This is a genomic window from Pseudomonas gingeri, from assembly GCF_013385635.1.
Classification (GTDB): Bacteria; Pseudomonadota; Gammaproteobacteria; order Pseudomonadales; family Pseudomonadaceae; genus Aquipseudomonas; species Aquipseudomonas gingeri_A.
The window spans coordinates 595,682-622,416 of sequence record NZ_JACAPR010000010.1 but is presented as its reverse complement, the minus strand read 5'-3'; the positions used below and the strand labels follow the sequence as shown (position 1 = coordinate 622,416).

At 61.1% G+C, this 26,735-nt stretch carries 30 protein-coding genes and 2 tRNA genes; 12 read left to right on the top strand and 20 right to left on the bottom strand.

The features are described from left to right. Positions 1-80: 80 nt before the first annotated feature. Entirely contained in the window at positions 81-992 is a 912-nt protein-coding gene (locus HX851_RS13235) for a LysR family transcriptional regulator (protein ID WP_177065637.1), read from the top strand. A gap of 27 nt (positions 993-1,019) precedes the next feature. Here the strand turns inward: HX851_RS13235 and HX851_RS13230 are convergent, their stop codons facing one another. Further along, the gene (locus HX851_RS13230; protein WP_177060046.1) at positions 1,020-1,922 is read right to left on the bottom strand and encodes a LysR family transcriptional regulator; all 903 of its coding nucleotides are present in this window, start codon (positions 1,920-1,922) and stop codon (positions 1,020-1,022) included. Between the two features lie 283 nt (positions 1,923-2,205). Between HX851_RS13230 and HX851_RS13225 the strand changes: the two genes are divergently transcribed. Continuing rightward, a complete protein-coding gene (locus HX851_RS13225) occupies positions 2,206-4,152 on the top strand; it encodes a DNA topoisomerase III (RefSeq protein ID WP_177065636.1) in 1,947 nt (648 codons plus the stop codon). 21 nt (positions 4,153-4,173) lie between these two features. On the opposite strand, the gene HX851_RS38680 is transcribed toward HX851_RS13225, so the two are convergent. From HX851_RS38680 to HX851_RS13185, 8 genes are all read right to left on the bottom strand, one after another. Beyond that, positions 4,174-4,602: a hypothetical protein gene (locus HX851_RS38680; RefSeq protein ID WP_256262479.1), complete on the bottom strand. Its 429-nt coding sequence runs from the start codon at positions 4,600-4,602 to the stop codon at positions 4,174-4,176. Positions 4,603-4,744: 142 nt separating this feature from the next. Further along, positions 4,745-5,638: an arginase family protein gene (locus tag HX851_RS13215; RefSeq protein WP_177060050.1), complete on the bottom strand. Its 894-nt coding sequence runs from the start codon at positions 5,636-5,638 to the stop codon at positions 4,745-4,747. Positions 5,639-5,686: 48 nt separating this feature from the next. Next, entirely contained in the window at positions 5,687-6,379 is a 693-nt protein-coding gene (locus HX851_RS13210) for an ABC transporter permease (RefSeq protein WP_177065635.1), read from the bottom strand. Further along, positions 6,376-7,065, bottom strand: coding sequence for an ABC transporter permease (locus HX851_RS13205; RefSeq protein WP_177060054.1), 690 nt, complete (start codon positions 7,063-7,065; stop codon positions 6,376-6,378). Before HX851_RS13205 ends, HX851_RS13210 begins: the two co-directional genes overlap by 4 nt. A gap of 5 nt (positions 7,066-7,070) precedes the next feature. Continuing rightward, positions 7,071-7,832 carry a transporter substrate-binding domain-containing protein gene (locus HX851_RS13200; protein WP_177060056.1) on the bottom strand — a complete coding sequence of 254 codons (762 nt, stop codon included), beginning with the start codon at positions 7,830-7,832 and terminating at the stop codon, positions 7,071-7,073. 202 nt (positions 7,833-8,034) lie between these two features. Continuing rightward, on the bottom strand, positions 8,035-8,538 hold the full coding sequence (locus HX851_RS13195; RefSeq protein WP_256262480.1) for an Lrp/AsnC family transcriptional regulator: 504 nt from the start codon (positions 8,536-8,538) through the stop codon (positions 8,035-8,037). Between the two features lie 9 nt (positions 8,539-8,547). Next, entirely contained in the window at positions 8,548-9,318 is a 771-nt protein-coding gene (locus HX851_RS13190) for an ABC transporter ATP-binding protein (RefSeq protein WP_177065634.1), read from the bottom strand. Between the two features lie 42 nt (positions 9,319-9,360). Further along, positions 9,361-9,969 carry a helix-turn-helix domain-containing protein gene (locus HX851_RS13185; RefSeq protein ID WP_218170641.1) on the bottom strand — a complete coding sequence of 203 codons (609 nt, stop codon included), beginning with the start codon at positions 9,967-9,969 and terminating at the stop codon, positions 9,361-9,363. A gap of 591 nt (positions 9,970-10,560) precedes the next feature. Between HX851_RS13185 and HX851_RS13180 the strand changes: the two genes are divergently transcribed. After that, entirely contained in the window at positions 10,561-11,433 is an 873-nt protein-coding gene (locus HX851_RS13180; protein WP_177060066.1) for an SPFH domain-containing protein, read from the top strand. Positions 11,434-11,723: 290 nt separating this feature from the next. Here the strand turns inward: HX851_RS13180 and HX851_RS13175 are convergent, their stop codons facing one another. The 3 genes from HX851_RS13175 to HX851_RS13165 all read right to left on the bottom strand — a co-directional run bounded on the left by HX851_RS13175 (position 11,724) and on the right by HX851_RS13165 (position 12,559). Next, on the bottom strand, positions 11,724-11,924 hold the full coding sequence (locus HX851_RS13175; protein ID WP_017124659.1) for a hypothetical protein: 201 nt from the start codon (positions 11,922-11,924) through the stop codon (positions 11,724-11,726). A gap of 227 nt (positions 11,925-12,151) precedes the next feature. Further along, a tRNA-Val gene (locus HX851_RS13170) sits at positions 12,152-12,228 on the bottom strand. Positions 12,229-12,482: 254 nt separating this feature from the next. Further along, a tRNA-Val gene (locus HX851_RS13165) sits at positions 12,483-12,559 on the bottom strand. Between the two features lie 184 nt (positions 12,560-12,743). Between HX851_RS13165 and HX851_RS13160 the strand changes: the two genes are divergently transcribed. Beyond that, entirely contained in the window at positions 12,744-14,027 is a 1,284-nt protein-coding gene (locus HX851_RS13160) for an NAD(P)/FAD-dependent oxidoreductase (protein WP_177065632.1), read from the top strand. 73 nt (positions 14,028-14,100) lie between these two features. Here the strand turns inward: HX851_RS13160 and HX851_RS13155 are convergent, their stop codons facing one another. Next, positions 14,101-14,733 (bottom strand): PA2778 family cysteine peptidase, encoded by a 633-nt coding sequence (locus tag HX851_RS13155; RefSeq protein WP_439899221.1) that lies wholly within the window; start codon positions 14,731-14,733, stop codon positions 14,101-14,103. Between the two features lie 283 nt (positions 14,734-15,016). On the opposite strand from HX851_RS13155, the gene HX851_RS13150 reads away from it, so the two are divergent. Further along, the gene (locus tag HX851_RS13150) at positions 15,017-15,184 is read left to right on the top strand and encodes a hypothetical protein (RefSeq protein ID WP_177060074.1); all 168 of its coding nucleotides are present in this window, start codon (positions 15,017-15,019) and stop codon (positions 15,182-15,184) included. A 61-nt stretch (positions 15,185-15,245) separates the two neighbouring features. Here the strand turns inward: HX851_RS13150 and HX851_RS13145 are convergent, their stop codons facing one another. Then, on the bottom strand, positions 15,246-15,995 hold the full coding sequence (locus HX851_RS13145) for a TerC family protein (protein ID WP_177065628.1): 750 nt from the start codon (positions 15,993-15,995) through the stop codon (positions 15,246-15,248). 27 nt (positions 15,996-16,022) lie between these two features. Next, positions 16,023-16,265 carry a hypothetical protein gene (locus HX851_RS13140; RefSeq protein WP_177060078.1) on the bottom strand — a complete coding sequence of 81 codons (243 nt, stop codon included), beginning with the start codon at positions 16,263-16,265 and terminating at the stop codon, positions 16,023-16,025. Between the two features lie 134 nt (positions 16,266-16,399). Between HX851_RS13140 and nhaR the strand changes: the two genes are divergently transcribed. Then, positions 16,400-17,305, top strand: a complete 906-nt coding sequence (gene nhaR / locus HX851_RS13135; RefSeq protein ID WP_177065626.1) for a transcriptional activator NhaR — start codon at positions 16,400-16,402, stop codon at positions 17,303-17,305. A gap of 88 nt (positions 17,306-17,393) precedes the next feature. On the opposite strand, the gene HX851_RS13130 is transcribed toward nhaR, so the two are convergent. Next, complete coding sequence (locus HX851_RS13130) at positions 17,394-17,903, bottom strand: DUF1993 domain-containing protein (protein ID WP_177060082.1); 510 nt, start codon at positions 17,901-17,903, stop codon at positions 17,394-17,396. A 130-nt stretch (positions 17,904-18,033) separates the two neighbouring features. On the opposite strand from HX851_RS13130, the gene HX851_RS13125 reads away from it, so the two are divergent. Further along, entirely contained in the window at positions 18,034-18,681 is a 648-nt protein-coding gene (locus HX851_RS13125; RefSeq protein ID WP_177060084.1) for a YceH family protein, read from the top strand. An 88-nt stretch (positions 18,682-18,769) separates the two neighbouring features. Here HX851_RS13125 and HX851_RS13120 read toward each other — a convergent pair whose 3' ends face one another. Beyond that, a complete protein-coding gene (locus HX851_RS13120; protein ID WP_177060089.1) occupies positions 18,770-19,588 on the bottom strand; it encodes a shikimate 5-dehydrogenase in 819 nt (272 codons plus the stop codon). 256 nt (positions 19,589-19,844) lie between these two features. Here HX851_RS13120 and HX851_RS13115 point away from each other — a divergent pair, with 256 nt between their 5' ends. From HX851_RS13115 to HX851_RS13105, 3 genes are all read left to right on the top strand, one after another. After that, positions 19,845-20,189, top strand: a complete 345-nt coding sequence (locus HX851_RS13115; protein WP_042934687.1) for a hypothetical protein — start codon at positions 19,845-19,847, stop codon at positions 20,187-20,189. A 269-nt stretch (positions 20,190-20,458) separates the two neighbouring features. Continuing rightward, positions 20,459-20,653 (top strand): hypothetical protein, encoded by a 195-nt coding sequence (locus tag HX851_RS13110; RefSeq protein WP_017124670.1) that lies wholly within the window; start codon positions 20,459-20,461, stop codon positions 20,651-20,653. A 142-nt stretch (positions 20,654-20,795) separates the two neighbouring features. Further along, the gene (locus tag HX851_RS13105; protein WP_177060090.1) at positions 20,796-20,978 is read left to right on the top strand and encodes a hypothetical protein; all 183 of its coding nucleotides are present in this window, start codon (positions 20,796-20,798) and stop codon (positions 20,976-20,978) included. 81 nt (positions 20,979-21,059) lie between these two features. On the opposite strand, the gene HX851_RS13100 is transcribed toward HX851_RS13105, so the two are convergent. Then, positions 21,060-21,620, bottom strand: coding sequence for a hypothetical protein (locus tag HX851_RS13100; RefSeq protein ID WP_177060091.1), 561 nt, complete (start codon positions 21,618-21,620; stop codon positions 21,060-21,062). Positions 21,621-21,738: 118 nt separating this feature from the next. Next, complete coding sequence (locus tag HX851_RS13095) at positions 21,739-22,677, bottom strand: AraC family transcriptional regulator (RefSeq protein ID WP_177065624.1); 939 nt, start codon at positions 22,675-22,677, stop codon at positions 21,739-21,741. Positions 22,678-22,948: 271 nt separating this feature from the next. Between HX851_RS13095 and HX851_RS13090 the strand changes: the two genes are divergently transcribed. Next, entirely contained in the window at positions 22,949-24,328 is a 1,380-nt protein-coding gene (locus HX851_RS13090; protein WP_177065622.1) for an NAD-dependent succinate-semialdehyde dehydrogenase, read from the top strand. Positions 24,329-24,723: 395 nt separating this feature from the next. Beyond that, on the top strand, positions 24,724-25,659 hold the full coding sequence (gene pbpG, locus HX851_RS13085) for a D-alanyl-D-alanine endopeptidase (RefSeq protein ID WP_177060096.1): 936 nt from the start codon (positions 24,724-24,726) through the stop codon (positions 25,657-25,659). 35 nt (positions 25,660-25,694) lie between these two features. On the opposite strand, the gene HX851_RS13080 is transcribed toward pbpG, so the two are convergent. Further along, complete coding sequence (locus HX851_RS13080; RefSeq protein ID WP_177060098.1) at positions 25,695-26,660, bottom strand: sensor domain-containing diguanylate cyclase; 966 nt, start codon at positions 26,658-26,660, stop codon at positions 25,695-25,697. Between the last annotated feature and the right edge of the window lie 75 nt (positions 26,661-26,735).

The following is a 26,735-nucleotide window of genomic DNA, read 5'->3' as shown; positions in this document are numbered from 1 at the left end:
TGGAACGAACTTTAGGGTCTGGATAAAATCGGGACAATTCCCTAAAATCGAGAATCATTGATTCTATTTAAGGGACAATCATGGATCGCATCGAGTGCATGCGGGCGTTTGTCGCCACGGTTGGGGCAAACGGCTTCGCGGCGGCGGCACGGGCGATGGAGGTGCCGCGCTCGAAAGTCAGCAAGCAGATCCAGGCCCTGGAAGAAGCCATTGGCGTGCAATTGCTGCTGCGCACCACCCGCAGCCTGCACCTGACCGAAGCTGGCGCGGAGTACTTCGAGGCGGCCCGCGAACTACTGGCCTCGCTGGACGAAGCCGAGCAGCGTGCCCGCGACGGCATCGGCGAGCTGCGCGGGGTGTTGCGAGTCAATGCGCCGATGTCCTTCGGCCTGCGCCGACTGGGCCCCCTGATCCCGGTGTTTCACCAACAACATCCAAACGTGGAGCTGCAACTGGTGCTCAGCGACCAGCAGGTGGATCCGGTCAAGGGTGGCTTCGACGTGACCATCCGTATCGCCAGCCTGCCGGACTCGTCCATGGTCGCCAAACTGCTGGCCCCGGCCCCGCGCATCATGGTCGCATCCCCCAGCTACCTGGAACGGGCCGGCACTCCCGCCACGCCCCGTGAGCTGAGTGCTCACCAGTGCCTGAACTATGGCTATCTGCAAAGCGGCGTCAGCCTGCAACTGAGCAATGGCAAGGAAACCCAGCGGGTCACGGTCACCGGCCCGCTGCACGCGAACAACGGCGACCTGCTGGCCCAGGCCGCCGAGGCCGGCATGGGTATCGCCCTGCTACCCGACTTTATCGTCGAGGATGCCCTGGCCGCGGGGCGCCTGGTTCCAGTGCTGTGTGAATGGCAGGCACCGCCGATCAGCATCAATGCGGTGTACGCCTCGGCGCGCCGGGTGCCGCAGAAGACCCGGGCGTTCATCGATTTCCTGGTACAGGCGCTGGCAGTGAAAGAGCACGCCGCCGGATCCGCCGCCTGAAAACGCGACGGGAAGGGTCCAGCCGGCTCACGCCTGCAACAGCAGGTGGCCGAAATCACAGCACTGGTGCGCCAGGCGTGCCACTTCGACGCTCAGGCCCTGCAGGCGGTCCGCCCGGTGCACCGCGGCATAACGGATCTGCGGCAGCTCCGGATAGGTCTCGATGATCCGCAGGCGACCCTTGGCGATCAAAGGCGCCAGGCACAGCCGGGGCAGATAGCTGATGCCCACGCCGGAGATGGTCAGGCCGATCTGGGCCACCAGGTAGTTGCTGATCAGGGTGCGATTGAGGCGCACATCGTGCTGGGCCAACCAGCGCTCGTAGACCAGCCCGGTCCCCGAACTGCCGCCCTGGGTCAGCACGGTGTAGTCGGACAACGACTGCAGCTCCATCGGCGCCGATTCGCGATACAGGGCCGGCGCGCACATCCAGGCGTTTTCCACGGTCTTCAGCGGCGTGGCAATAAAACGCGCATCGTCGAAGACATCGGGCACGATGATCAGATCGAGCTGATCGTTCTCCAGTTTCTTGAACAACTCGGAACTCAGCTCGACCGAGGGCTCCAGCAGCACCTTGGGGTAGGCTTGGCGAATCTGCTCCACCAGGGCCGGCAACCAGGTCAGGGCCGTCAGTTCGGTCACACCGAGGCGAAAACGCCGGACCAGCACCTCCCGCGAACTGATGCGCTCCAGCAGGTAATCGCGCTGGCGGAGCATCTCGGCCGCGTGTTCGAAGAGTTCGGTGCCCTTCTCCGTCAGGCGCGCGCTGCGTTTCGAACGGTCAAAAATCGGCACGTCAAAGGCATCTTCCAACTCCTGGACACGCTTGGAAATCGCCGACTGGGACATGTTCAGCTTCAGCGAGGCCGATTCGAAACTGCCCAGCTCGACGATCCAGTAGATGGCTTCCAGTTGCTTGAAGGTAATCATGGCGTCGCCTCGGGTGAAGAAAAGTGTTCCATTGCCTGCCGGCCCATCGAATCCGGTGTACCGACTCTAATCTAGAGCGCAAACAACCTGAATATTAGCGATTTATTTTCCAGCTTATTTATCGCCCTGATCGATGATTATCGCGGTCTCTGCCGGGCAACCCGGCGCTTCGCTGCCTGCATGGCAACCTTTAGCTGTATATTCATACAGATAAAGGTTGCCCGACGCGCCAACTCTGAGCATTCTGTAGGCCTTGCCAGGCCCTGAATGAAACAAGGTGGTTATGCGGTTGTTCCTCTGCGAGAAGCCCTCCCAGGCCAAAGACATTGCCGCCGTGCTCGGTGCCACGCGCCGTGGTGACGGCTGCTGGGTGGGCCCGAATGCCACCGTTACCTGGTGCATCGGCCATCTGCTGGAAACCGCCCCGCCGGATGCCTACGATGCCCGCTATAAACGCTGGGTGCTGGCCGACCTGCCCATCGTCCCGGAAAAATGGAAGATGCAGGTCAAGCCCAAGACCGCCAGCCAGTACAAGGCGGTCAAGCGCCTGCTGGGCGAGGCACGGGAACTGGTGATCGCCACCGACGCCGACCGCGAAGGAGAAATGATCGCCCGCGAGCTGGTGGAACATTGCCGCTATCGCGGGCCGATCCAGCGCCTGTGGCTGTCGGCGCTGGACGATGCCTCGATCCGCAAGGCGCTGGCGGCCCTCAAGCCGGGTGGCGAAACCTTCACGCTCTATCACTCGGCCCTGGGCCGATCGCGGGCCGACTGGCTGATCGGGATGAACATGAGCCGCCTGTTCACCCTGCTCGGGCGCCAGTCCGGCTATCAGGGCGTGCTGCCGGTCGGCCGGGTGCAGACACCGACCTTGCGCCTGGTGGTGGACCGTGACCGCAGCATCGCCGACTTCGTACCGGTGGCCTACTGGGCCATCGACGTGCACCTGCTGCATGACGGCCAGCCCTTTGTCGCCCAATGGCGCGCGCCCCAGGATGCCTGCGACGACCAGGATCGCTGCCTGAACCAGGCCCTGGCACAACAGGCGGCAAGCGCCATGGGCGCGGCCTCCGGCGCCACGGTGATCAAGCTCAAGACCGAGCGGATTCGCGAGCCGGCGCCCCTGCCCTTCGATCTCGGTACCCTGCAGGAAGTGTGTTCGAAAAGGCTCGGGCTGGGCGCCCAGGAAACCCTGGATATCGCGCAGGCGCTGTACGAAACCCACAAGGTCATTACCTACCCGCGCAGCGATTGCGGTTTTCTACCACTGAGCCAGCACGCTGATGCCGGACGGGTCCTGGCGGCACTCGAACGGGCCGATCCGGGCCTGGAAAAACTGGCGCCGTATCTCGATCCGACGCGACGCTCGCGGGCCTGGAACGATGCCAAGGTCACCGCCCACCACGGCATCATCCCGACAGGCAGCGGGGCCGGCCTCGACCGACTGCAAGGCAAGCCACGGGCGGTCTATACCCTGATTCGTGCGCGTTACCTGGCGCAGTTCCTGCCCAACCACGAATACGACCGTACCCAGGCCGATTTCGATTGCGCGGCGCAGGCACTGCGGGCGGTGGGCAAACAGATTGTCGAGCCCGGCTGGAAACGGGCGCTGCCCGAGGCCCTGGCGCCGGCCAAGGGACGCGAGGCCCCGGAGCCACAGGCCCTGCCGGCATTGCGTGAAGGCAGCGAATGCATGGTCAACCGGGTCGAGCTCAAGGACCTGTGGACCCAGCCACCGAAGCCCTTTACCGAAGGCGACCTGATCAAGGCGATGAAAAACGTCGCCCGGTATGTGGAAGACCCGCGCCTCAAGCAGAAGCTCAAGGACACCACCGGCATCGGCACCGAAGCTACCCGTGCCGGCATCATCCAGGGCCTGCTGGATCGGCAGTACCTGGTCAAGCACGGCAAAAGCCTGTCTGCGACCCCGGCGGCTTTCAGCCTGATCGACGCGGTACCACGGGCGATTGCCGACCCGGGTACCACGGCGATCTGGGAACAGGCGCTGGACATGGTGCAGAGCGGCGAGATGAGCCTGGAAGAGTTTGTCGCCAAGCAGGCGGCGTGGATGAGCAAGCAGGTGGGGCGCTGTGTCGAGCTGAAATTGCAGATCAGCATGCCCGCCGCAATGGCCGGGCAAGGCGCGGCACCGTGGAAGAAGAAGCGCAAGGCAACGGGAACCAAGACCACAAGAAACCGCCGCCCGAAGAAGCCGGCAACAGCCTCCTGATCGGCGCAGGTGGACCCGTTGTCACTTCACCTTCCGGCTCAAGTCCTCAACCTTGCGTTTCAGGTTGTCCAGGTCGCGCCCCTGATCACCGACATCACGCTTGAGGCTCGACAGCTCGCTGGAACTCGAACTGGAGCTTGATCCGGAACCGCGCTTGAGCTCTTCGATGGTTCGGGCTTGATCGTTGATGGTCCTCTTCAGCTTCTCCAGTTCAGCGGTATTGCGCTGCTGCTGGTCCTGCATCTTCTGCAGGTCACCCACCGTGAAACTGGCATTGCGCAACGTGTACTCACCCGCACCACGATGAGTTGCAGCGATAGGATCAGAGCCCCCGGCGCTCAGGCTATCGACCTCTACCGCCGCCTGGGCCGCAAGCGCCAGGCCGCTGAACAGAAGCAGGAACAGGCCTGCCGGGGGAATCGCAAAGGAGGGTTTGAAGCGAGCGAGCATCACTGGGCGTCCTTGTGAAGTGCCAAGATGGCACATAGCTATGACTCGCTTCGCCGGAACGAGTTCCACCCGACACCCGCGGTCTTGTAAAGACGACGTGAAAACGCAAGGTCCCCGTCACTGCCCCGGAGCTTCATGAAAGTCAGCGCTGTGCCTGGCTGCCGTATACCGCAAAGGAGAACGCCAGGTATGCCGCCAGGGTCGATGTCATATCACCCACATCGGTGGTCGGGTTGACCTCGGTAATAGCCATCGCCGCACAGTGTGGCGCGAGCAATTCGACCATCTCCAGCGCTTCGGCCGAACTGATACCGCCCGGTTCGTGGGCACCGGCTCCGGGCGCAAAGGCCGGGTCGATGGCATCGATATCGAACGACAGGAACAGATGGTCAGCGCCCTTGACCCGTTCGAGAATACGCTCGACCGTGGCTTGTGGGCCGAGCCGTAGCACTTCGCGCGCACTGAGGTGGATCAGGTCGTTGTCATGCTTGAAGCGACCCGAGGCCGGGAAGTTGAAATGTCGTTCGCAGACCTGGATGCAGTCCGTCGCCTGGATCTGCTCCAGTTCCAGGGCCCGACGCATACCGCTCGACTGGCTGAAGCGCCCCTGCTTGACGCTGTCGTCCATCAGGTCCAGGTGGGCGTCGAAATGAATCACGCCGATACGTCCTTCCAAGGCCTGGCAGACACCCTGGGCCACGGGAAACAGCAGGCTGTCGTCACCGCCGATGACCACCGGCACCCGGCCGGCCTGGATCGATTGGCGGACCGCCTCGCTCGTGGCCAGAAAGGTTTTCTGGGTGTCATGGGGCACCACCGCGACGTCGCCACGATCCACCAGCAGATGTTCGCCGACCTCCATGAAACTGTCAGTCTCCAGGCAGTAGACCTTACCGTCCTGGATCCGCATGTTGATCCACTTGGCGCTTTCCCGCACCCGTGCCGGGGCGAAGCGCGAGCCCGGCCAGCCGAGTGTGGACTCGCCGTCGAAGGGAACGCCCAGAAGATCGAATTGACGCTTGTCGCGAGTAGTCATGGCAGATGCCTCCTGATGATTTGGACAAAAGTGCGCGGGTTGACGGGCTCAGCCCCGACGCGGCTGCAGATAGCTCGCCCAGCGCTGCTGCGCGAAACGGAAAGCCAGGACCAGCACCATCGTCAGGACCAGGTACAGCCCTCCCGCGGTGACATAGGGTTCGAACTGGATGTAGTGATTGAGAGTGATGTTGCGCGCCACACCGGTAATCTCCATCAGGGTCACCGTGCTGGCCAGGGAAGTCGCGTGCAACATCATGATGGTCTCGTTGCCGTACAGCGACAGAGTCCGGGTCAGCATCGCCGGCAACAGGATTCGCCGCAGCAGGGTCCAGGGCGTCATGCCATAGGCCCGCGCCGCCTCGACCTCGCCGGGCGGCAGATGACGCAGCCCGCCAGCGAAGATTTCCGTGGTGTAGGCCGTGGTGTTGAGGATAAAGGCCAGCAACACACAGAACAGCGGGTTGGACAGCCAGGTCCACAACACACTGCCACGCAGCAGATCGAACTGGGCCAGACCGTAGTAGATGAGGAACAGCTGGATCAGCAGCGGCGTCCCGCGAAACACCAGGGTGTAGGCCGCCACGCCGTTGCGCAGCAGCGGGTTGGCCGTATTGCGGGCCACCGCCAGCGCCAGGGCGAGGAAGAAGCTGACACCCAGCGCGACCACGGTCAGCAGCAAGGTCAGTTGCAGGCCCTGGGCGTAGAGGTCCAGGTTGTCGTAGATCACATCCCAATTCATCGCGCCAACTCCCGAACGCCCTGCGAGTAACGTTTACCCAGCCAGCCAACGAGGATCAACGACAGCACCGCGATCAGCAGATAGAAGCCGCCCGCCAACAGATAGAAGGTGAAGGGCTTGCCGGTGGCTTCGGCAGCCCCCTTGGCGCGGAACATGATGTCCTGCAGGCCGATCAGCGACACCAGCGCGGTGGCCTTGACCAGCACCAGCCAGTTATTGGTGAAACCGGGCAAGGCCAGGCGCACCATCTGCGGCAGGATGATACTGCGCAAGGTCTTCACCCGCCCCAGGCCATAGGCCTGGGCCGCTTCCAGCTGCCCCTGGGGAATCCCCTCCAACGCGCCGCGAAAGGTCTCGGTCATGTAGGCGCCGAAAATCACCCCCAGTGTCAGCGAACCGGACAGGAACGGGCTCGGATCGACGGAGTACCTGCCGCCCGCCGCACCGATCCATTGGTTGAGCAGTGCCGGCAGGCTGTAGAACATCAACAGCATGAGCACCAGGTCGGGAATCCCCCGCACCAGGGTGGTGTAGATCTCCGCCAGCACCCTTAACAGCCGATGCTCCGAACGCTTGCACAGCGCCCCGGCCAGGCCCAGGACCACTGCCAGGACCAGCGAAACCAGGGCCAGCTGGAAGGTGATCCAACCCGCGCTCAGGACACTGCCGATGTAGTCGGTCAACATGGGCGTTACTGCGCGTCGAAGTATTTGCGATTGAGGGCGTCGAGCTTGCCGCTGTCACGCACTTCGCCAAGACCTTCGTTGATCTGCTTGAGCAAGGTCTCGTTGTTCTTGTTGATGGCAATCGCCACGCCTTCGCCGAACTCGGGTGCATCCTTGCCGGTGAACAGCGGACCGACCAGTTCGAAGTCCTTGCCGTTGTCGCCCTTGAGGAAGCTGTGGGTGATCTGGGCCTGATAACTCATGTGCACGTCGGCCCGCCCGCTGCTCAGTTCGAGATAAGGCGCGCTGCCGCTGTCATAGCGCTTGATGGTGCTCTGGGGGTAGTTCTTGGTGACGTAGGCGTCCATCGGTGTGCCCGTCTGGACCGCGATCACCTTGCCCTTGAGACCTTCGGGCGAGATGGTCAGGTTGGCGCCCTTGTGCGCGACGAAACGGAACACCGGGTGGTCGTAGATATCACTGAAGGCAAGGATCTTGCGCCGCGCCTGGGTGACGGTGAGTTGCGAGATCAGCGCGTCGTACTTGTTGCTGATCAGGCCGGGAATCATGCCATCCCAGGCCGCGTTGATGATCTTGCAATCGAGCTTGGCGGCATCGCAGACGGCCTGGGCCAGCTCGACGTCGTAACCGACCAGTTTGCCGGAACCGTCCACCGATTCGAAGGGCGGGAACGTCGCGTCGGTGGCAATGGTGATCGGCTCTGCCAGGGCGCCACCGGCGACTGCCATCGAGAGGGAAGCGAACAACAGCGTGGATAAACGGTTCATGAGTGCGTCCTATGGGTGGGTCGTAGGTTCGGCAGTGTTGAACAGCGGCATGGCAGCGCTGTTGAAACAGCGTCTTTTCAGGGTTAAAGGCTAACGTCGGAGCCCTGGTTCTATCCGTCGTAAACGCCGGCTGTCGCACGGGATACGGCTGTTTTCCCGAGCGGGCCGCAGCGGCTTCGGCTGGGGCTTCACGACCTCCGGATCAGGGCAGAAAAGCACTGGCGGGGACGACGGATTGCTTTACGCTGGCCAGGGTCGGATGACTGACCAGACGGTCGATATGCAACTCGACATCGTTGAACCATTGCTCCGTCAGCACCCGGTAATGCTCCAGATCCCGGCAATGCATGCGCAGGCAATAGTCGAAGGCCCCACTGACCAACTGGCACTCGATCACCTCACGGCTTTCGCGCATCTTCGCCTCGAAAGCGCGCTGTGCGGTCCGGCCGTTCTGGTTGGAAAGCGCCACCATGACCAGCAGCGAAACACCGGACGACAGCCGTGGCAGGTCGATCATCGCGCCATAGCCGCGGATCACCCCGAGCCTCTCCAGCTTGCGTACCCGTTCAAGGCACGGCCGCGGCGTCAGGTGCACCCGCTCGGAGAGCTCCTGGTAGGTGATCCGGCCTTCGTCGCGCAGGATGTCGAGAATCGCGGTATCGATACGGTCCAGGACCGGTGGGGCTTCGTTCATCACTCGGGACATGGCAGCCTCCTATTTCAGGCGACCGGAAAGAAATTGCCGCAGGCGTTCGCTGCGCGGCTGCTCGAACAACTGCGCCGGCGTGCCCTGCTCCTCGATGCGCCCCTGATGCAGGAACAACGCCTGGGTCGACAGATGCCGTGCGAACCCCATCTCGTGGGTCACCACCACCATGGTCCGGCCCTCCTCGGCCAGGGTCTGCATGACCTTGAGCACCTCGCCAACCCGCTCGGGATCGAGAGCCGAAGTCGGCTCGTCGAACAGCATCACTTCGGGCTCCATGCACAGCGCCCGGGCAATCGCCACGCGCTGCTGCTGGCCGCCGGAAAGGTGCGCGGGGTACTGGCCATGACAAGCGGGCGTCAGGCCGACCTTGTGCAGATAGGCCTCACCGCGCTCACGGGCTTCGGCCTTGCTCAGGCCGTGCACGTACATCGGCGCCTCCATGACATTTTCCAGCACGGTCATGTGCGACCACAGGCAGAAATTCTGGAACACCATCGCCAGGCGCCCGCGCATGCGCTGCAACTGCACCGGGTCCCGGGCCCGCAACGCACCGCTGCGCCGATCGCGACGGGTATCGAGCAACTCGCCGTTGACCTGGATGGTCCCGGCGCTGGGCTGCTCCAACAGATTGATGCAACGCAGGAAGGTGCTCTTGCCCGAACCACTGGAGCCGATGATGCTCACTACGTCGCCGGAACGGGCGGAAAGACTGACGCCCTTGATCACCTGGTGGTCGCCGTAGCTTTTATGCAGATCGGTCACTGCCAGCTTGTACATCGATTCGCTCCTCATGCCTGTGGGAAAGAAAGATCAGCGGGGTCAGGCCGGCGGCGGCACGATGACCCACAACGCCGTGCACACTTCATCCTTCGACGGGTTGACCCAGGTGTGCGGATCGCTGGGGGCGAAGGTCAGGGTGTCGCCGGCTCGCAGCAGGTAGGTTTCCTCGGCGACACGCATCTCCAGGCAGCCGCTCTGGACATGCACCAGGTCGGCGGCAGCCTTGATCGAATAGGGTTCGGTACCGGAACCGCCGCCCGGCTCGATCACCGAATAGAGCGCCATCATGTGTTCGTTGCCGGCTCCACAGATCAGGTACTCGCGCATGCCCTCGCCACCCAGGCTGATCGGCGCGCCCTGCCCGGCCGCGACAAAGCGGGTGGACGGCGGCTCGAACAGTTCGCCCGGCTTGATGCCGATGGCTTCGCAGATACGCAACAAGGTCGCCACCGAAGCCTGCACCGTGTCGCGCTCGAAACGACTGATAAAGGATTTGCTGACGCCGACCTTCTGCGCCACCTCATCGATCAGCATGCCCTTGGCCTGGCGCAGCGCCCGCAAACGACTGCCGACGTTGAACGGGTCGGTGCTGCCCGATGAGCCAGTGACAGCTTCGGCCTCCGGCATTTCGATTTTCTTGCTAGGCATTGGACGATCCTTGAGTTTCCAATTAGACAACTTGAATTGAACATAGCAAAAATCGATCCAACTAATTACAAGCCCAATAAAATATGGAAAAAATGAAGACGAATATCCTTAAAGCTCGCCATTTCAAGGTATCTAGATGCAAATTGAACAACCTATTCAAACGATTAGTTTCCTATTTGGAAACCTCGACATAGACAGATCGAGCATCATGACAGGGAGAAAAAAGCAGACAGACCGGGCACTTTTGGCGCACCACGAACTGTCGTGGTGCGCACCCGCCCTCAAGACAGAAAACAGGCAAAGACAAGAAACGGGCGATGTCCATCACTGTTACAGGCAGTGACCCTTACCCCCCAGGGAAAGCAGGAAGACGTTTCGATTAGACTCAGGGATGGGAGTCGCTTCTCAGAACGGAACAGGCGGCGCAGCTATCATGTCGAGCCGCCGATCCGGACACCTCGATGGGCACCCGGAACCGTTGCAGTCGGCAAGGCGGCCTCCAGAACTCTTGGCCATGCTGGCGGGACGCGCCCTGAGCATTCAGGCAGCGTATCCAGGGATGTGTTTTCCCGCCGCTCAAAGGAACGAACTATGACCCGTAATATGATCGGTAGCGTGATTGGCGGTGCAGCGGCACTGGGCCTTGTCGTGGTGTTTTTCGGCAGCTGGTACACCGTGGATGAAACAGAGCGTGGCGTACTGCTGAGAAATGGCGCGCTGGTCGGCGTGGTGGACCCCGGCCTGTCGTTCAAGACACCCTTTATCGAGACGGTCAAGCTGATCAGCACCCAGAGCCAGGTGTCGGCTTATGAGAACCTCCAGGCCTACAGCAAGGACCAGCAATCGGCCCAGCTCAAGGTCTCGGTTTCCTGGCACGTCGCGCCCTCCGATGTCGCCAAGGTATACACCCAGTTCAAGGACATCGACGGCGTGCGCGACCGACTGATCAGCCGCCAGGTGCCTACCCAGGTCGAGAATGTCTTCGGCCAGTTCAACGCGGTCGCCGCGGTGCAGAACCGTGTCCAGCTGGTCAACGACATTTCCGCCGCCATCAAGAAGGCCGTGGCGGGCCCAGTGATGATCGACAGCGTGCAAGTCGAGAACATCGACTTCAGCGACGCCTATGAAAAAGCCATCGAGGCGCGCATGGCCGCCGAAGTCCAGGTCAAGACCCGCGAACAGCAACTGGCGACCGAACAGGTCCAGGCGCAGATCCGCGTGACCCAGGCCCAGGCCGAAGCCGACGCGCAACTGGCCCAGGCCAAGGCCGATGCCCAGGCCACAGAACTGCGCGGCCGCGCCGAAGCCGAAGCGATCAAGGCCCGCGCCCAGGCCCTGGCGAGCAACCAGAACCTGGTGGAATTGACCAAGGCCGAGCGCTGGAACGGCGTGTTGCCGACGACGGTACTGCCAGACGGCGCGGTGCCGTTTATCGATGCCCGACAGAATCGTCAGGCGGAGTAACGGAGTCAGTGCGGGGCGCCGGATATTCGGGAGAATCCTGGCGCCCTCAAGCTCATTGCGAGCAGCAGGGCACCTCCCCAGTCAACCTCCGGACTTTTCCTCGATTTGCCTGCCGAGATGACGGACCTCCGCCCGGAGGGCCTGGAGTTCGGTTGTCGCCTGATTGAGTAACTCGCGATCCGATAACCGGGAGCGAACATCGGAAGCTGCTTTCTTGCGTCCCCGGTAGATGGCGAAAGCTATCAATAAAACCATACAGGCCAGCCAGGACAGAACGATTATGGCTTTCACTAGCCCACCTCCTGAATTGCGCACACGTAAGAGAAGACAAAACAAACAACACTGGCGACAAACAGCGTGACGCTCAACAACACCATCTTGGGTGTGGCGTCGCCCGCCAAGAGGTACAAAGTCGAAAAACCGGTAATAGCAGCACCTGCCCCCAGACCCGCCATCGCGTCAGCCAACCAGCGAATCGTTTTACTTTCCATGCTGCATCCCTGCGCAAAACCTGGCCAAGCATTTCCATACGACGACCTGGCAATAGCAAAGAATGCTGAGGAATACGAGAAGAGTGGTCAACCAATCGAATGTTTGTCGGTATTTCAGGAGCGCCGCAGCGTCGATACAGGAGGGAGAAAACCTCAAAATCAAGACACAAAAAAGGGCCAACCTTTCGGTTGACCCTTCTAGACCGCCCAGCAGAGCGGATTTTATCTGGTAGGCGCGATTGGACTCGAACCAACGACCCCCACCATGTCAAGGTGGTGCTCTAACCAACTGAGCTACGTGCCTGCTGTGGGCTGCATTCTACGGATTTTCCGCGGGCTGGCAACCTGTTTTTTCTTCTAAGCCTATGAATAGGCTTGAAAAATTTCTACCGAAAGCACCTTTCGCAAATGAAATCAGGCAAACACTCCTGTCGCGAGCCCGGAAAAGCCCGCAGGCAGCAAAGGCTGTCCGCCCTCCCACATCGCCGAATTCAAGACGAAAAAAAGGCCAACCTTTCGGTTGGCCTTTCTACACCGCCCAGCAGAGCGGATTTTGTTTGGTAGGCGCGATTGGACTCGAACCAACGACCCCCACCATGTCAAGGTGGTGCTCTAACCAACTGAGCTACGTGCCTGCTGTGAGGCGGCATTCTACGGATTTGGCTAAGTGTGTCAATACCTTTTTTGCCGCTAAGTCTATGAATAGGCAAATTTTTTATTTGGCCCTCGACTACGCCGGAGTTTCGGGTGGCTGGCGGGGGTATTTCATCTGAGGTAGGATCAGGCTACTCGTAAAAAATATAAAACAGAGGTTCCAGGATGGCGAACACCCCCTACCCCCAGTCCTATTACGCCGCATCGGCCAATCCGGTTCCCGAGCGCCCGGCCTTGCAGGATGACGTCGAGACCGACGTGTGCGTGATCGGTGCCGGCTACACCGGCCTCTCCAGTGCGCTGTTCCTGCTGGAGAACGGTTTCCGGGTCACGGTGCTGGAAGCCGCCAGGGTCGGCTTTGGCGCTTCGGGCCGCAATGGCGGCCAGATCGTCAACAGCTATAGCCGCGACATCGATGTGATCGAGCGCAGCGTCGGCGCCAAACAGGCGCAACTGCTGGGGCAGATGGCCTTTGAAGGCGGCCGGATCATTCGGGAACGGGTAGCCAGGTACAATATCCAGTGCGACCTGAAGGACGGCGGCGTCTTTGCGGCCATCACCAGGAAACAGATGGGCCATCTCGAATCCCAGAAGAAGCTCTGGGAGCGTTACGGCCATACCCAGCTGGAATTGATGGACCAGCGCCGTATCCGCGAAGTGGTCGACTGCGACCAGTACCTCGGCGGCATGCTCGACATGAGCGGCGGTCATATCCATCCGCTCAACCTCGCGCTGGGCGAAGCGGCGGCGGTCGAATCACTCGGCGGCACGATCTACGAGCAATCGCCCGCAGTACGTATCGAGCGCGGCGCCAACCCGGTGGTGCATACCCCGCGGGGCAAGGTCAGGGCCAAGTTCATCATCGTCGCGGGCAATGCCTACCTGGGCAACCTGGTGCCGGAACTGGCCGCCAAGTCGATGCCCTGCGGCACCCAGGTGATCACCACCGAGCCGTTGAGCGATGCACTGGCGAAATCGTTGCTGCCGCAGGATTACTGCGTGGAAGACTGCAACTACCTGCTGGACTACTACCGTCTTTCCGGCGACCAGCGCCTGATCTTCGGCGGTGGCGTGGTCTATGGCGCACGGGACCCGGCGAATATCGAGGCGATCATCCGGCCGAAGATGCTCAAGGCCTTCCCGCAACTCAAGGACGTGAAGATCGACTACGCCTGGACCGGCAACTTCCTGCTGACCCTGTCGCGCCTGCCCCAGGTCGGTCGCCTGGGCGACAACATCTATTATTCCCAGGGCTGCAGCGGCCATGGCGTGACCTACACGCACCTGGCGGGCAAAGTGCTGGCCGAAGCCTTGCGCGGACAGGCCGAGCGCTTCGATGCCTTTGCCGACCTGCCGCACTATCCGTTCCCCGGCGGGCAACTGTTGCGCACACCGTTTACCGCGCTGGGGGCGTGGTATTACACGATGCGCGACAAGCTCGGGGTTTAAGAGCGGACGCGGAGCGTCCAACGAGGCATTCCCACGCAGGAGCGTGGGAACGATCACGCTCCCACGGATTCGATCAGTGCCCTGAGATAGCCTTGGTCGCCTTGGCAGCCGCCTGCTCCTGTCCCGCCCGGGACAGTTCATCGGCGGCTTTCAGCCAGCGCTGTTGATCGACCTGGGCCGGCAGTTGCGTCGGCGACTGGATCAGCACCGCCCAGCCACCGGCGCTCTTCCAGGCTGAAGTGAACTTGTCGAAATCCATCAGCATCCGACGGTTCATCCCCGCCCGCAGCAACACCGTCTGCTTGGTCCGGTTGTATCCGGCGACCACGGCATAACGGGGCTCGGAAAATACCCGCCCTTCATTGAAGCGCACCATCACCGGGAATCCGGCCGCGACCTGGGTCAGCACCGCCGACAATTCGGCATCCAGCGGATACACCACCATGCCGTACTCACGCGCCAGGACCTGCATATTGCGCTGCAGATCCGCCTCGGCGCCCGGCAGCTTCAGAGGTTTATCCAACAGCCCCGGCGTCACGGTCATGCCCTGCTGCGAAAGCATGCTGGCCAGTGCTCCAGGACCGCTCTGGTAAGCCTCGCCGCGGAAGAACGGCACACCGTTGAGTTCCACACGCTCCGGCAAACGCTGGATTTGCGGCTGGACGCTGCCGGCACAGCCGCCCAGGGCCAGCAACAAGGCGCCCATCACCAACAACCGACGGGATGGGATGGAGCGCAAATGGGTTGATCCCTCGAACATCTTCACTCTCTTGATCAGGTGCCAGGCAAGGTCAGCCCCGGCTTGGGCCTTGATCATAGGTCGCAGTCACGCGGTGGTATAGCCTTTCATCACAGTTTGTCTGACGCCATAGAGCGAAATGGCTGACTGAACACGACCATTGGTCAATAGCCTGAAACATGCCAGCGACTAGACTGATCCTCACGCAAGACGAAGTGAGCGGGCCCCACTCGAGGCGAAGGAGGCACTGATGAGCCTTATCCTGACAGTTGCATTGTTGATCCTGGGTTGGCTGGCGGTCGCGGCGGCCATGCTATGGGGAATCCTGAGGATCTCCCGGCGCCATCATCCACATGCCCTGCCCTCGCCATCGAAGGAAGCCGACAAGCCGGAGGGACGTACCGTCAGCGTCCACTAAGAGATTTCCCACAAAAAAGGCCGCCTGGAATCAGGCGGCCTTTGTCGTTACACGGCGTGGATCAGGCTTCTACCGCCTCACGCTTCTGCCGGGCGCGACGGGCCAGCATGTTCAGCCCCTCGATCACCGCCGAGAAAGTCATGGCGGCGTACACATAGCCCTTGGGCACATGGGCACCGAAACCTTCGGCGATCAGCGTCATGCCGATCATGATCAGGAAACCCAGGGCCAGCATCACCACCGTCGGGTTGTCGTTGATGAACTTCGCCAACGGCTCGGAAGCCAGCAGCATCACGGCTACCGCCACGACCACCGCGATCACCATGATCGGCAGGTGTTCGGTCATGCCCACCGCGGTCACGATGCTGTCGATGGAAAAAACCAGGTCGAGCATCAGGATCTGGCCGATGGCCGCGGCGAAACCCAGGGCGATGCGCGAACTCTTGTCATCGTCCTCCTTGGTCTGCGGGTCCATGCTGTGGTGAATCTCGGTGGTAGCTTTCCAGACCAGGAACAGGCCACCGGCGATCAGGATCATGTCTTTCCACGAAAACGCCTGGCCGAACACTTCGATCACCGGTGCCGTGAGCTTGACGATATAGGCGATGGTGCCGAGCAGGGCCAGGCGCAGGATCAACGCCATGCCGATGCCGATCCGCCGCGCCTTGGTCCGAAATTGCGCAGGCAGCTTGTTGGTCAGGATCGAAATGAAGATCAGGTTATCGATGCCCAGCACGATTTCCATGACGATCAACGTCGCCAGGGCAATCCAGGCGGTGGGGCTGACAGCGAGTTCCAACAGGTATTCCATGGTTCAATCCTGATTCCGATGAAGCGGTTAGATTTCCTGGGAGGACTTTTCAGTCGCGTCCGCAGGTTTCGACTTGTTGAGCGGCAATCCCCTGGTCGCATCGCTGAGCGCCTGCTCGGCAGCCTTGTGCGTGTCGTCGATGGCTTGCTTGGCCGTTTCGGCCGCCTTGCCCATCAGTTGCTGGGCGCTTTTCTCGGCCTGGTCGCAACCGCCGAGCACCAGCAAGGTGGCAATCAGCAGCGAGGTGGTCATGATCGAATGGCGTTTCATCCAGGGTTCCTTCTGTTTCCGGGCGAGCCTCTGAGTTGGCCCGCCGATAGCGCTGCATTCTAGGGAGCGTGATACTTCAGGAAAATTCGTATTTTCAAGCGCTATACTTCGGCTTTTACGAAGTGATGGTCGCCATGCTCAATTACCGACAGCTGCACTATTTCTGGGTCGTGGCCAAGACCGGCAGTATCGTGCGCGCCTGCGAACAGCTGAACCTGACCCCACAAACCATCAGCGGCCAGATCAGCCTGCTGGAGCAGACCTTTGGCGTTGAGCTGCTCCGCAAGGCCGGGCGGCAACTCGAACTGACCGAAGCCGGGCGCCAGACGCTGCCCTACGCCGAGCAGATGTTCCAGTTGGGCAACGAACTGGAGGCGATGCTGCGGGCACAACCGAAAGAGCAGCAGGTGCTGTTTCGGGTCGGCGTGGCCGATGTGGTGCCCAAATCCATCGTCTACCGGCTGATCGCCCCGACCATGGAGCTGGACGAACCGATCCGCATTACCTGTCGCGAGGACAAGCTCGAACGCCTGCTGGCTGACCTGGCGATCCAGCGCCTGGACCTGGTGATTTCCGACAGCCCGATGCCGAGCCACCTGGATATCAAGGGCTACAGCCAGAAATTGGGGGAATGCGGGGTCAGCTTTTTCGCCACCGAGGCACTGGCGGAACGTTTCGGCGACGTCTTCCCGAACTGCCTGCAAGGGGCGCCACTATTGATTCCCGGCCAGGAAACCGTGGTGCGCAGCCGGTTGTTGCGCTGGTTCGCCGAACAGAAGATCCAGCCGAAGATTGTCGGCGAGTTCGACGACAGCGCCTTGATGCAGGCTTTCGGGCAATCCGGCAGCGGCTTCTTTATCGCCCCGAGCGTGATCGCCGATGAAGTGTGCAAGCAGTACGGTGTCAGGCTGATGGGGCAGACCGATGCCGTGAGCGAGTCGTTCTATGCGATCTCGGTGGAGCGCAAGGTCAAGCATCCGGGCATCCTGGCGATTACCGAGGGCGCCCGACGCGAACTGTTCATGGGGGCGGAAGGTTAGGCGCTGACCAATTGCGTTGGAACGGGTGAATCGTCCCGGAGCACTTCGACACGAAGCGCTCCGGGGTTGCTGCTTCAAACGGAATGAATCAGAACGCGCCCATGTAGTCGCGCTTGCCGATTTCCACGCCGTTGTGACGCAGGATCGCGTAGGTGGTGGTCACGTGGAAGAAGAACTGTGGCAGGCCATAGCTCAGCAGGTACGACTGGCCGCTGAAGCGTTTCTCTTTCGGGGTGCCCGGACGGGTGACGATCTCGATGCCTTCCTTGCCGTCGACCTGGGCGGCAGTGATGGTGTCCAGGTGCGCCAGGGTCTTGCTCAGCAACGCCTGCAGGTCGGCGAAGCTGGTTTCAGTGTCCGGGTAGGACGGTACGTCAACTTCTGCCAGGCGCGACGACACGCCCTTGGCGAAATCGACCGCGATCTGCACCTGGCGCACCAGGGGGAACATGTCCGGAGCCAGGCGGGCTTGCACGAATACGCTCGGATCGATGTTCTTCGCCGTCGCGTGGGCTTCGGCCTTGTTCAGAACGTCGCTCAGGGCATTGAGCATTTGCTTGAAGACCGGAATGGAAGCTGCGTACAGGGAAATGGTCATGGGGATCTCGCAATGAAGATGGCAGGAATGAAGCCGGGCGATTATAGCCAGGGTTCCTGTCGTTGCGGCTTGTCTTTTTACGCCGGCCGGCCCTACGCTAGTGGCCTTTCACAGCATAGGGAACAGCACAATGAGCACCGAGCAAGAGACTTCCGTCGACCAGCCACGGTTGAACAGCACGGAAATCCGCATCCTGGGCTCCTTGATCGAAAAGCAGGCCACCAACCCGGAAACCTATCCGCTGACCCTCAATGCCCTGGTCCTCGCCTGCAACCAGAAAACCAGCCGCGAACCGGTGACGAACCTCAGCCAGGGCCAGGTCGGGCAAAGCCTGCGCGCTCTCGAAGGCCAGGGCTTCACCCGGCTGGTGATGGGCAGCCGGGCCGACCGCTGGGAGCAGCGGGTCGACAAGGCCCTGGAACTGGTGCCGGCGCAGGTGGTGCTGATCGGCCTGCTGTTCCTGCGCGGGCCGCAGACGGTCAATGAACTGCTGACCCGCAGTGGCCGGATGCACGACTTCGAGGATACCGAGCAGGTGGTGCACCAGTTGGAGCGCCTGATCGCCCGCGGACTCGCGCTATTGATTCCACGCCAGGCCGGACAGCGCGAAGACCGCTACACCCACGCCCTGGGCGATCCGGCGGATATCGAAGCGATCATCGCGGCGCGCCAGCAAGGGCCGGAGCGCGGCACTGCCAACGCGGTGTCGGTGGAGCGGATCGAAGAGCTCGAAGCACGGATTGCCGCGTTGGAAGAGCGCCTTGCTCGGTTGGAATAGGCCGGCGCCGACACATGATCGTTCCCACGCTCAGCGTGGGAATGCCGCCCGTGACGCTCCGCGTCACAAAAACGCCCGGCCTGCGCCTCTAGGCCCGGGCAAACGCCACGGCCTTCTGGAACTGCTCCTGCGTCGGCCGCACACCGGTGTACAGCACAAACTGCTCCAGGGCCTGGATCGCAATCACTTCCAAGCCGGTGATGACCCGCTTGCCCTGCTCCCGGCCACGCACGATCAGTGGGGTTTCCGAAGGAATCGCCACCACATCGAACAACGTCTCGGCCGCGTCCACCGCGCTCGCCTCGAATGCCAGTTGACCGGCCTCCGGACCGCCATCCATGCCCACCGGCGTCACATTGACCAGCATCTGCGGGCGCAACCCGCCCAGTTCTGCCTGCCACGCGTAACCACAGCTCGCCGCCAGCGCCCTGCCGGCCTGTTCATTGCGTGCCACGATCACGCCATTGCCATAACCGCCGTCACGCAGGGCCGACGCCACGGCCTTGGCCATGCCGCCGCTGCCACGCAGGGCAAAGCTGGTGTCGCGGGGCACCGCATGGCGCTCCAGCAACTGGGCGATCGCGATGTAGTCGGTGTTGTAGGCCTTGAGATAGCCGGCGGTGTTGACGATGGTGTTGATCGACTGGATCGCCGCGGCCGAGGCGTCCAGCTCGTCCACCAGGGCGATGCAGGCCTCCTTGAACGGCATCGACACACCACAACCGCGAATCCCCAGGGCACGGATCCCGCCGACCGCACCGGGCAGGTCCTGGCTGCTGAAGGCCTTGTAGTAGAAGTTCAGGCCCAGTTGCTCATAAAGATGATTGTGGAAACGCAGGCCGAAATTTCCGGGGCGCCCAGACAACGACATGCACAGTTGGGTGTCTTTGTTGGGGTTCATCTGCATGTTTCATCTCCTGAAGGGTACTTTCGGATAGACGGGATTAGCCATCGACCCTGGTTTTCGTTGATCATAGGACGCAGGTGCAGGGCTCTGGCGCGGGTGTCGCAGGACTGTAAGGAAGCATCGCCAGGAACCTTACACAAAATTTACTCAGCGGCTGTGAAGAATTTCAGGAAACCGCTGTCATAGAAGTATCCCCGCGACAGTCCTTGAGTCTATTGCAGACAACAAGCGCTGGGGTTGGAACCGAGGAATAATCATGATTCGTACAATTCCCAAGATAGCTTTGCTCGTTGGTGCACTCGCTGTCGCAGGTCAGGCCTCTGCCCACGGTGGCGGCTGGGTTGGTCCTGCCTTGTTGGGTGGCGTGATCGGTGGAGCGATTGTCGGCTCGGTGGTATCGAACAGCCGCCCGGTCTACGTCCAGCAGCCTGTCTATGCGCAGCCAGCACCGGTCTATGTCCAGCAACCGGCTCCGGTCTACTACCAGCCGGCCCCGGTCTATGTCCAGGCCCCGCCTCCGGTGGTGGTCTACGGCGGTGGCGGCTACTACCGCCCGGCGTACTACGGTCACCCGCATTACGGTTACGGCCCACGCTGGTAATCGTCAAGGCAAGAACCCCAGGCCCCGCTCGCAAGACGGGGCCTGACTCGTTCTGGGCCGGCTGAAAGTACGAGCGCTTCACAGTCCTGGTCTGAATTTCGGTGGTAAAGGTCGCAAGCGAGACAGCAACGCAGAGCCAATGGCGCATGATAAGCATCAGCCGTTACCCTGAGCAGGTATTCACACGGCTGTCATATGGGTGCCATTACCGATCGGCAAGATCGGTCGTACGCCCTGAAAATTTCTACCTATAAGAACAAGGACGAGCCATGCCTACGCAAAATCCGCATCGCACCGCCGGCCTCTGCACTTCCAGCAAGGTCTACAGCGCACTCACCGAACTCAAGCAACTGGAGGGCCATCGCACGGCCAAGTTTCTCTCGCTGCTGGCCGAGAACCTGGTCCGCAAGGGCTTGTTGAGCGAACAGGAAGTGGTGAACATGCTGGATCAGGTTGTCGACTGATCCAGCTTCTGCTCGAGCTCATCCGGTCGACGCCCCGTTATGGCGCAAGTCTTGATTTCGTCGATGTCCACTATCGAGCGCGGTGATTTTCCCCCGAACCGCCATCCCCGTAATGTAGCTCCATAGATTGATGGAGGTACTTATGCACAAGGTCCAGATCATGTCCGTTATCGGCAGCGCCGTTCCCGCCTCGCTCAGGGAATTGGGATTGCTCGCCTGCTGGTACCTGGTCCGCGACGGCGTCCCCATCAGCGGTCCCTTCACGTCCCTGCCGGCGGCCAAGGCCCTGTCCGAGCGCATGGACCCGCACATCTTCGGTGCCTGACCGCCTACCTGTTCCCGAATCGTGCGTTGCTCCGCACAACCCCTTGCCCGCACTGGTTGCGGGCTTTTTTATGGGCGCAGATCAACCGCGCTCGGCCTGGGCGGTATTGACCTGGGTGCGATGCACCAGCTTCTGCAGGCGCTTCTCCAGCTCGATCATCACCACGCGGTCCGAACGCCCGCTTTCCAGTTCGTCACTCAGGGCATAGGCGACCTTGCGCAACTCGTGAATGATGACAATCCGGTCATCGTTCAGGTCATGCTTGTGGGATTCGAACAGCCGTAGCAGGAAATCCTCGAGGATACGCTGATAGCGATGGCGATCGGTCGCGCGCAGGTGAGCGAGGCTGGCGGTGATCCGCGCCAGCAACTCCAGCACTTCCAGGCCGAAATAATGCAGGCGCCGCGCGTACCCCACTTCACGCTCGCGCAGTTGCCGGCGTTCAGCCTGGAACTCCCGTTTGCGCTGGATCGCCGGCACGGCAATCGCCACCATCAGCCCGACGATCAAGCCCACGGCCTGGATCCAGCCATACCAGTCGACCGATTTCGGAAAGAAGGCAAACCCCAGCAGCACCACGGCCACGACCCCCGCCCCAACCACCATGGGCAGGTAATCCCGGCTGATAAAACCTTTTGCCATTGCCCGACTCCTCACGTCTTGAAAAGCGCCGATCGCGATCAAGTGGCGATGCTAATCGCTGTTCGTGACCGACACCATCACATGTCAGGGCGGATACACAAAACTCGATGCTCAATTCTCAATGGGACGAAACATAGATGGAACTGCCGGCAGGTGCCGGCAAGGCATAAGTGCGCTTCATCCATTGAATCTCTTCCTGCGGGGTACGGCCGAAGAAGCGCTTGAACTCACGACTGAACTGGGACGCGCTTTCGTAGCCCACCATCGCGCAGGCCGTCGCCGCGGTAATATCGTTTCGCAACATGAGCAGGCGCGCCTGGTGCAGGCGGGTGGACTTCAGGTATTGCATCGGCGAAGTATCGGTGACCGTGCGAAAGTGCGAATGAAAGCTTGGCACGCTCATCATCGCTTCCCTTGCCAGCTCCTCGACGTCCAGGTGCTGGCTGTAGCACGCGTGAATCTTGCGTATGGCCCTGGCGACCTTGCCGAACTGGCCCTGTCGATTGAGCGCCGCGCGCATCGAACCGCCCTGCTCGCCGGTGATGATGCGGTAGTAGATTTCCCGCATCAGCGTCGGCCCGAGAATCCTCGCTTCGACCGGGACACTCATCACTTCCAGAAAGCGCAGGAGCGACTCGCTCAGCTTGTCGCCCATCGGCGAGGAGTACATGCCCCTGGGTCTGGCCTCGACCAACCCGGTGACTTCATCAAGCTCCAGCATCAGCTCGGCGGCCAGGTTGAAATCAAGACGCAGATACACCGCCAGCATCGGCTCGGTTGCGCTGGCCTCGGTTTCCATGCTGAAGGGTACGGGGACCGAAACCACCAGGTAGTGTTGCGCATCATAGACATAGATATCTTCGCCCAGATACCCGCGCTTGCGTCCCTGGCAGACGATCACGATGCCCGGATCGTAAAGCACCGGCGTGCGGTCGAGCGGACGATTGGAGCGCAGAAAACGCACATCGTCGAGCGGGGTCAGGTTGTATCCCTCGACAGGCGCCAATTGCCCCATCAACTCGATGATCCGGTCGGTACGTGGGTTGTCGTGGCTCATGTCGCCTGCCTCCAGCACAAACCCGGAATGTACTCCGATGGTGGCGCCCCTGACTACATCGCTCATAGGATCAGGCAAACAATCAAGAGGACTCGGCATCAATTTCAAGGCTTTGTATGCTGACGACATCTATCCAGACTTATAGGAATGGGCAATCAAAGCACATGAACGGATATTCGCTTGTCCGGGCGTTCTCCGTAGCTTTGAAAAGGACGGTTGCAGACCACGAAAACTGCAGTCGCACTTTCAATTCCTGCTCCGGAGAGTCTCCATGTTAATCGTCTATAACCCGGCAACCGGTGAAGAAGTCGGTCGTGTCGCCAAGAACACCTCGGCCGAAGTGAAGGACGCGGTTGACCGCGCTTGCGCGGCATTCCCGCAATGGTCGTCGCAACTGGCGAAGGAACGTAGCGATACCCTGAGGCGCTGGCACGACAGCGTCAAGGCAGACAAGGAAGCCTTCGCCGAACTCCTGTGCCGGGAAAACGGCAAGTGCCTGACCGAGGCCCGTGGCGAGATCGATTATGGCCTCGGCTTTATCGAGTGGTACGCCGAAGAGGCCAAGCGGGTCTATGGCGACACTATCCCGACCCACGATAAAAATGCGTCCGTGGTCGTGACCAAGGAGGCCATCGGTCCCGTCGCGGCGATCACACCCTGGAACTTCCCGTTCATGATGATCACCCGCAAGGTGGCGACAGCCCTCGCGGCGGGCTGCACCATGGTCATCAAGCCGGCCGAGGACACCCCGCTCACCGCCTTCAAGCTGCTGGAACATGCACGCAAGGCCGGTATCGGTGAAGGTGTACTCGAAGTGGTCGTCGGCGATCCCAAGGAAATCGGCCTGATCCTGACCGGCGACCCACGCATCCGCAAGATCTCGTTCACGGGCTCGACCGGGGTCGGCCGCCTCCTTGCCGCGCAATGTGCATCGACCATCAAGAAGATGACCATGGAGCTGGGCGGCAACGCGCCCTTTATCGTGTTCCAGGACGCCGATATCGACGAAGCCGTCAAAGGCCTGGTGGGGGCAAAGCTGCGTAACTCCGGCCAGGTATGCATCTCGCCCAACCGGATATTCGTGCAGAACACCATCCTTGAAGATTTCGTCAAGCGGGTCAAAGCCAGCGTGGCCAGGATCGAGGTCGACCAGGGCCTGCGGGAAGATTTTGTCGTCGGGCCAATGGTCAACCAGATGGGCTTCGACAAGGTCGTGGCCCTGGTCGAGGAAGCCAGGGCTGCCGGCGCGAAAATCCTCTCGGGCGGCAAGCCACATGCCAAGGGCGGCCTGTTCTACGAACCGACCGTCATCACCGGTTTGGCGGATGACTCACCGCTGGCACGCAACGAAATCTTCGGTCCCGTGTTCGCGATCTATTCCTTCAAGGACGAGGCCGAGGTCATCGAGCGCGCCAACCAGACCGAATTCGGCCTGGTCGCCTACGCCTACACCAGCGCCCTCGGGCGGTCATTGCGCCTGGCGCGGGGCCTGGAAGCCGGGATGGTGATCCTTAACTCCGGCTCGGTGGGTACCGCCTCCGTTCCGTTCGGTGGCGTCAAGCAATCCGGGTATGGCCGGGAAGGCAGCTACTACGGCATCGAAGAGTACGTTCACGTCAAATACGTGCTCATGGCCGGCGCTCAACTCTGATGGAACCCTGATGTGCCCGGGCGAGCGCCAGCAGCGGCTCGCCCTTCGCTGAAACCCTCGAAATAAAGGCCCGCTCCCCATACAACAGCGATCATGACTGGGCTACCATATGTCTTATGGCCAGTATGATTTCGGCGCTTGCTGCCCCACGGTTCACACTGGCTGAACGCCCCCACGGACTGGACGAAAATCGGAAGCTCGAAGAGAGAAATGGCGACGAAATCGGTACAAAAGTAAATTTTGTGTCAGTTACGCCCAATATCTCCAGAGGTATGGCAACTTTCTGAACTATATTCATAAAATGTAACGCTTTTTCCAGAAAGCTTTTGACAGAAAGCTTTTTCAAGAAAAGCCCGTTGCCAACGGCATATCCATTTTTTAGCGAGTCCATCCGCGTGAACATTCGTCATTCCATCCTCGGCCTTTTTTTTGTCCTGGCCGGCACCGTCGCTGCAACCACCGTCGAGGCGCGTGAAACCACCCAGGCCCCTCGCGATACCACCCACCTGCAAGTCGCTTCCGGCAGCGCCCTGCTGATCGATCTGCAAACCAACAAGACCCTGTATTCCAGCAACCCGGACGTGGTCGTGCCGATCGCCTCGGTGACCAAGCTGATGACCGCCATGGTCGTGCTGGACGCCAAGCTGCCGATGGACCAGTACATCTCGGTGAACATCAGCGATACCCCGGAAATGAAAGGTGTGTTCTCCCGGGTCAAGCTCAATAGCGAGCTGCCGCGCAAGGAGATGATGCTGATCGCCCTGATGTCGTCGGAAAACCGCGCCGCCGCCAGCCTCGCCCACCACTACCCGGGTGGCTACGCCGCGTTTATCGCCGCAATGAACGCCAAGGCCAAGTCCCTGGGCATGATCAACACCCACTATGTCGAGCCCACCGGCCTGTCGATCCACAACGTATCGACCGCCCGCGACCTCAGCAAACTGCTGATGGCCGCGCGTCACTACCCGATGTTGAGCGAGCTGAGCACCACCAAGGAAAAGACCGTGGCGTTCCGCAAACCCAACTACACCCTGGGCTTTCGCAACACCGACCACCTGATCAACAAGGACAGCTGGAATATCAAGATCACCAAGACCGGCTTCACCAACCAGGCCGGTCATTGCCTGGTGCTGGTCACCGAAATGGGTAACCGCCCGGTGGCCCTGGTGATTCTCGACGCGTTCGGCAAGTACACCCACTTCGCCGATGCCAGCCGCATCCGCAACTGGGTGGAAACCGGCAAGAGTGGCGGCGTGCCGGATGTGGCCCTGCGCTACAAGGCCGACAAAAACCTGAAGAACCGCCAGGTGAGCACCCAGGCCGCAAAGTAACCACGGATCAACCGGCCCGGTTCCCCGGGCCGCGCTCAGCGGCGTTTGAGTGCCTGTTTATGCGCATACATCGCCTTGTCGGCGTCCGCCAGGAGACTTGCGACCGTCTCATGGCGCTTGGCGTCATATTCGATCTGCCCCACGCTGAACTTAATGTCATAACCCCGCTGTTGCCCTGAGTTGCGCTCATCCAGGGTTTCGCGCAGGCGTGCCATGATCGCGCCGGTTTCGACGTGGTCGGAGCCGGTCAGCAACACCACGAACTCGTCGCCACCCAGGCGGCCGATCACATCGCTTTCGCGAAAGGCTATACGCAGCACGTCGGCGAAGGTCTTCAGTGCCAGGTCGCCTTCGGCATGGCCGAACACGTCGTTGATCTGCTTGAAGTCGTTGAGGTCGAAAAACAGCAACGACGCCGGCTTGCCCATGCGCTTGCAGACACTCAGGCCATGATCGGCCAGGGCCTCGAAACCACGACGGTTGGACAGCAGCGTCAACTCGTCCATGGTCGCCATCTGCACCGCCACCAGTTCCTGCTCGGCCATGCGCGCCAGGTCCCGCAACAACGCACGTTCTTCGTCGTCCAGGGTGCGCGGTCGCGTATCGATCAGGCACAAGGTGCCCAGCTTGTTGCCATTGCCCACCGTCAGCGGGCAACCGGCATAAAAGCGGATACCCGGCTCGCCGGTCACCAGCGGGTTGTCATGGAAGCGCTCGTCGTTTTCCGCATCCGGCACCATCAGCACCTGATCGCCGAGAATGGCATGACCGCAGAAGGAAATATCCCGCGGCGTCTCGCTGGCCGTCAGCCCCATGCAGGACTTGAACCACTGGCGGTTCTCATCCACCAGGCTGACCAGGGCGATAGGCACGTTGAACAGGCGCTTGGCCAGGCGGGTCAGGCGATCAAAGCGCTCCTCAGGCGAGGTATCGAGAATATTCAGCGAGCGCAGGGTTTCCACGCGGGCGGTTTCATTGGCAGGTTTTATCGGCGCTAACATCACAGACTTCCCAGGCTTGCGGTCCTGCAAGCGTAGACAAGAAATGAACCTGTACAACGATATGGACCTTGTATA

Excerpts from the sequence above, each read along its gene's own strand:
- HX851_RS13210 (WP_177065635.1), bottom strand. The coding sequence starts at position 6,379 with ATGAATTGGGATGTGATCTACGACAACCTGGACCTCTACGCCCAGGGC.
- HX851_RS13150 (WP_177060074.1), top strand. The coding sequence starts at position 15,017 with ATGAGCCTTATCCTGACAGTTGCATTGTTGATCCTGGGTTGGCTGGCG.
- HX851_RS13130 (WP_177060082.1), bottom strand. The coding sequence starts at position 17,903 with ATGACCATTTCCCTGTACGCAGCTTCCATTCCGGTCTTCAAGCAAATG.
- HX851_RS13235 (WP_177065637.1), top strand. The coding sequence starts at position 81 with ATGGATCGCATCGAGTGCATGCGGGCGTTTGTCGCCACGGTTGGGGCA.
- HX851_RS13100 (WP_177060091.1), bottom strand. The coding sequence starts at position 21,620 with ATGGCAAAAGGTTTTATCAGCCGGGATTACCTGCCCATGGTGGTTGGG.
- HX851_RS13115 (WP_042934687.1), top strand. The coding sequence starts at position 19,845 with ATGATTCGTACAATTCCCAAGATAGCTTTGCTCGTTGGTGCACTCGCT.
- HX851_RS13125 (WP_177060084.1), top strand. The coding sequence starts at position 18,034 with ATGAGCACCGAGCAAGAGACTTCCGTCGACCAGCCACGGTTGAACAGC.
- HX851_RS13090 (WP_177065622.1), top strand. The coding sequence starts at position 22,949 with ATGTTAATCGTCTATAACCCGGCAACCGGTGAAGAAGTCGGTCGTGTC.
- HX851_RS13225 (WP_177065636.1), top strand. The coding sequence starts at position 2,206 with ATGCGGTTGTTCCTCTGCGAGAAGCCCTCCCAGGCCAAAGACATTGCC.
- nhaR (WP_177065626.1), top strand. The coding sequence starts at position 16,400 with ATGCTCAATTACCGACAGCTGCACTATTTCTGGGTCGTGGCCAAGACC.
- HX851_RS13145 (WP_177065628.1), bottom strand. The coding sequence starts at position 15,995 with ATGGAATACCTGTTGGAACTCGCTGTCAGCCCCACCGCCTGGATTGCC.
- HX851_RS13155 (WP_439899221.1), bottom strand. The coding sequence starts at position 14,733 with ATGGGCGCCTTGTTGCTGGCCCTGGGCGGCTGTGCCGGCAGCGTCCAG.
- HX851_RS13120 (WP_177060089.1), bottom strand. The coding sequence starts at position 19,588 with ATGCAGATGAACCCCAACAAAGACACCCAACTGTGCATGTCGTTGTCT.
- HX851_RS13230 (WP_177060046.1), bottom strand. The coding sequence starts at position 1,922 with ATGATTACCTTCAAGCAACTGGAAGCCATCTACTGGATCGTCGAGCTG.
- HX851_RS13080 (WP_177060098.1), bottom strand. The coding sequence starts at position 26,660 with ATGTTAGCGCCGATAAAACCTGCCAATGAAACCGCCCGCGTGGAAACC.
- HX851_RS13205 (WP_177060054.1), bottom strand. The coding sequence starts at position 7,065 with ATGTTGACCGACTACATCGGCAGTGTCCTGAGCGCGGGTTGGATCACC.
- HX851_RS13185 (WP_218170641.1), bottom strand. The coding sequence starts at position 9,969 with ATGCCTAGCAAGAAAATCGAAATGCCGGAGGCCGAAGCTGTCACTGGC.
- HX851_RS13105 (WP_177060090.1), top strand. The coding sequence starts at position 20,796 with ATGCACAAGGTCCAGATCATGTCCGTTATCGGCAGCGCCGTTCCCGCC.
- HX851_RS13175 (WP_017124659.1), bottom strand. The coding sequence starts at position 11,924 with ATGGAAAGTAAAACGATTCGCTGGTTGGCTGACGCGATGGCGGGTCTG.
- HX851_RS13095 (WP_177065624.1), bottom strand. The coding sequence starts at position 22,677 with ATGAGCCACGACAACCCACGTACCGACCGGATCATCGAGTTGATGGGG.
- HX851_RS13190 (WP_177065634.1), bottom strand. The coding sequence starts at position 9,318 with ATGTACAAGCTGGCAGTGACCGATCTGCATAAAAGCTACGGCGACCAC.
- HX851_RS13180 (WP_177060066.1), top strand. The coding sequence starts at position 10,561 with ATGACCCGTAATATGATCGGTAGCGTGATTGGCGGTGCAGCGGCACTG.
- HX851_RS13140 (WP_177060078.1), bottom strand. The coding sequence starts at position 16,265 with ATGAAACGCCATTCGATCATGACCACCTCGCTGCTGATTGCCACCTTG.
- HX851_RS13215 (WP_177060050.1), bottom strand. The coding sequence starts at position 5,638 with ATGACTACTCGCGACAAGCGTCAATTCGATCTTCTGGGCGTTCCCTTC.
- HX851_RS13110 (WP_017124670.1), top strand. The coding sequence starts at position 20,459 with ATGCCTACGCAAAATCCGCATCGCACCGCCGGCCTCTGCACTTCCAGC.
- HX851_RS13160 (WP_177065632.1), top strand. The coding sequence starts at position 12,744 with ATGGCGAACACCCCCTACCCCCAGTCCTATTACGCCGCATCGGCCAAT.
- HX851_RS13200 (WP_177060056.1), bottom strand. The coding sequence starts at position 7,832 with ATGAACCGTTTATCCACGCTGTTGTTCGCTTCCCTCTCGATGGCAGTC.
- HX851_RS38680 (WP_256262479.1), bottom strand. The coding sequence starts at position 4,602 with ATGCTCGCTCGCTTCAAACCCTCCTTTGCGATTCCCCCGGCAGGCCTG.
- HX851_RS13195 (WP_256262480.1), bottom strand. The coding sequence starts at position 8,538 with ATGTCCCGAGTGATGAACGAAGCCCCACCGGTCCTGGACCGTATCGAT.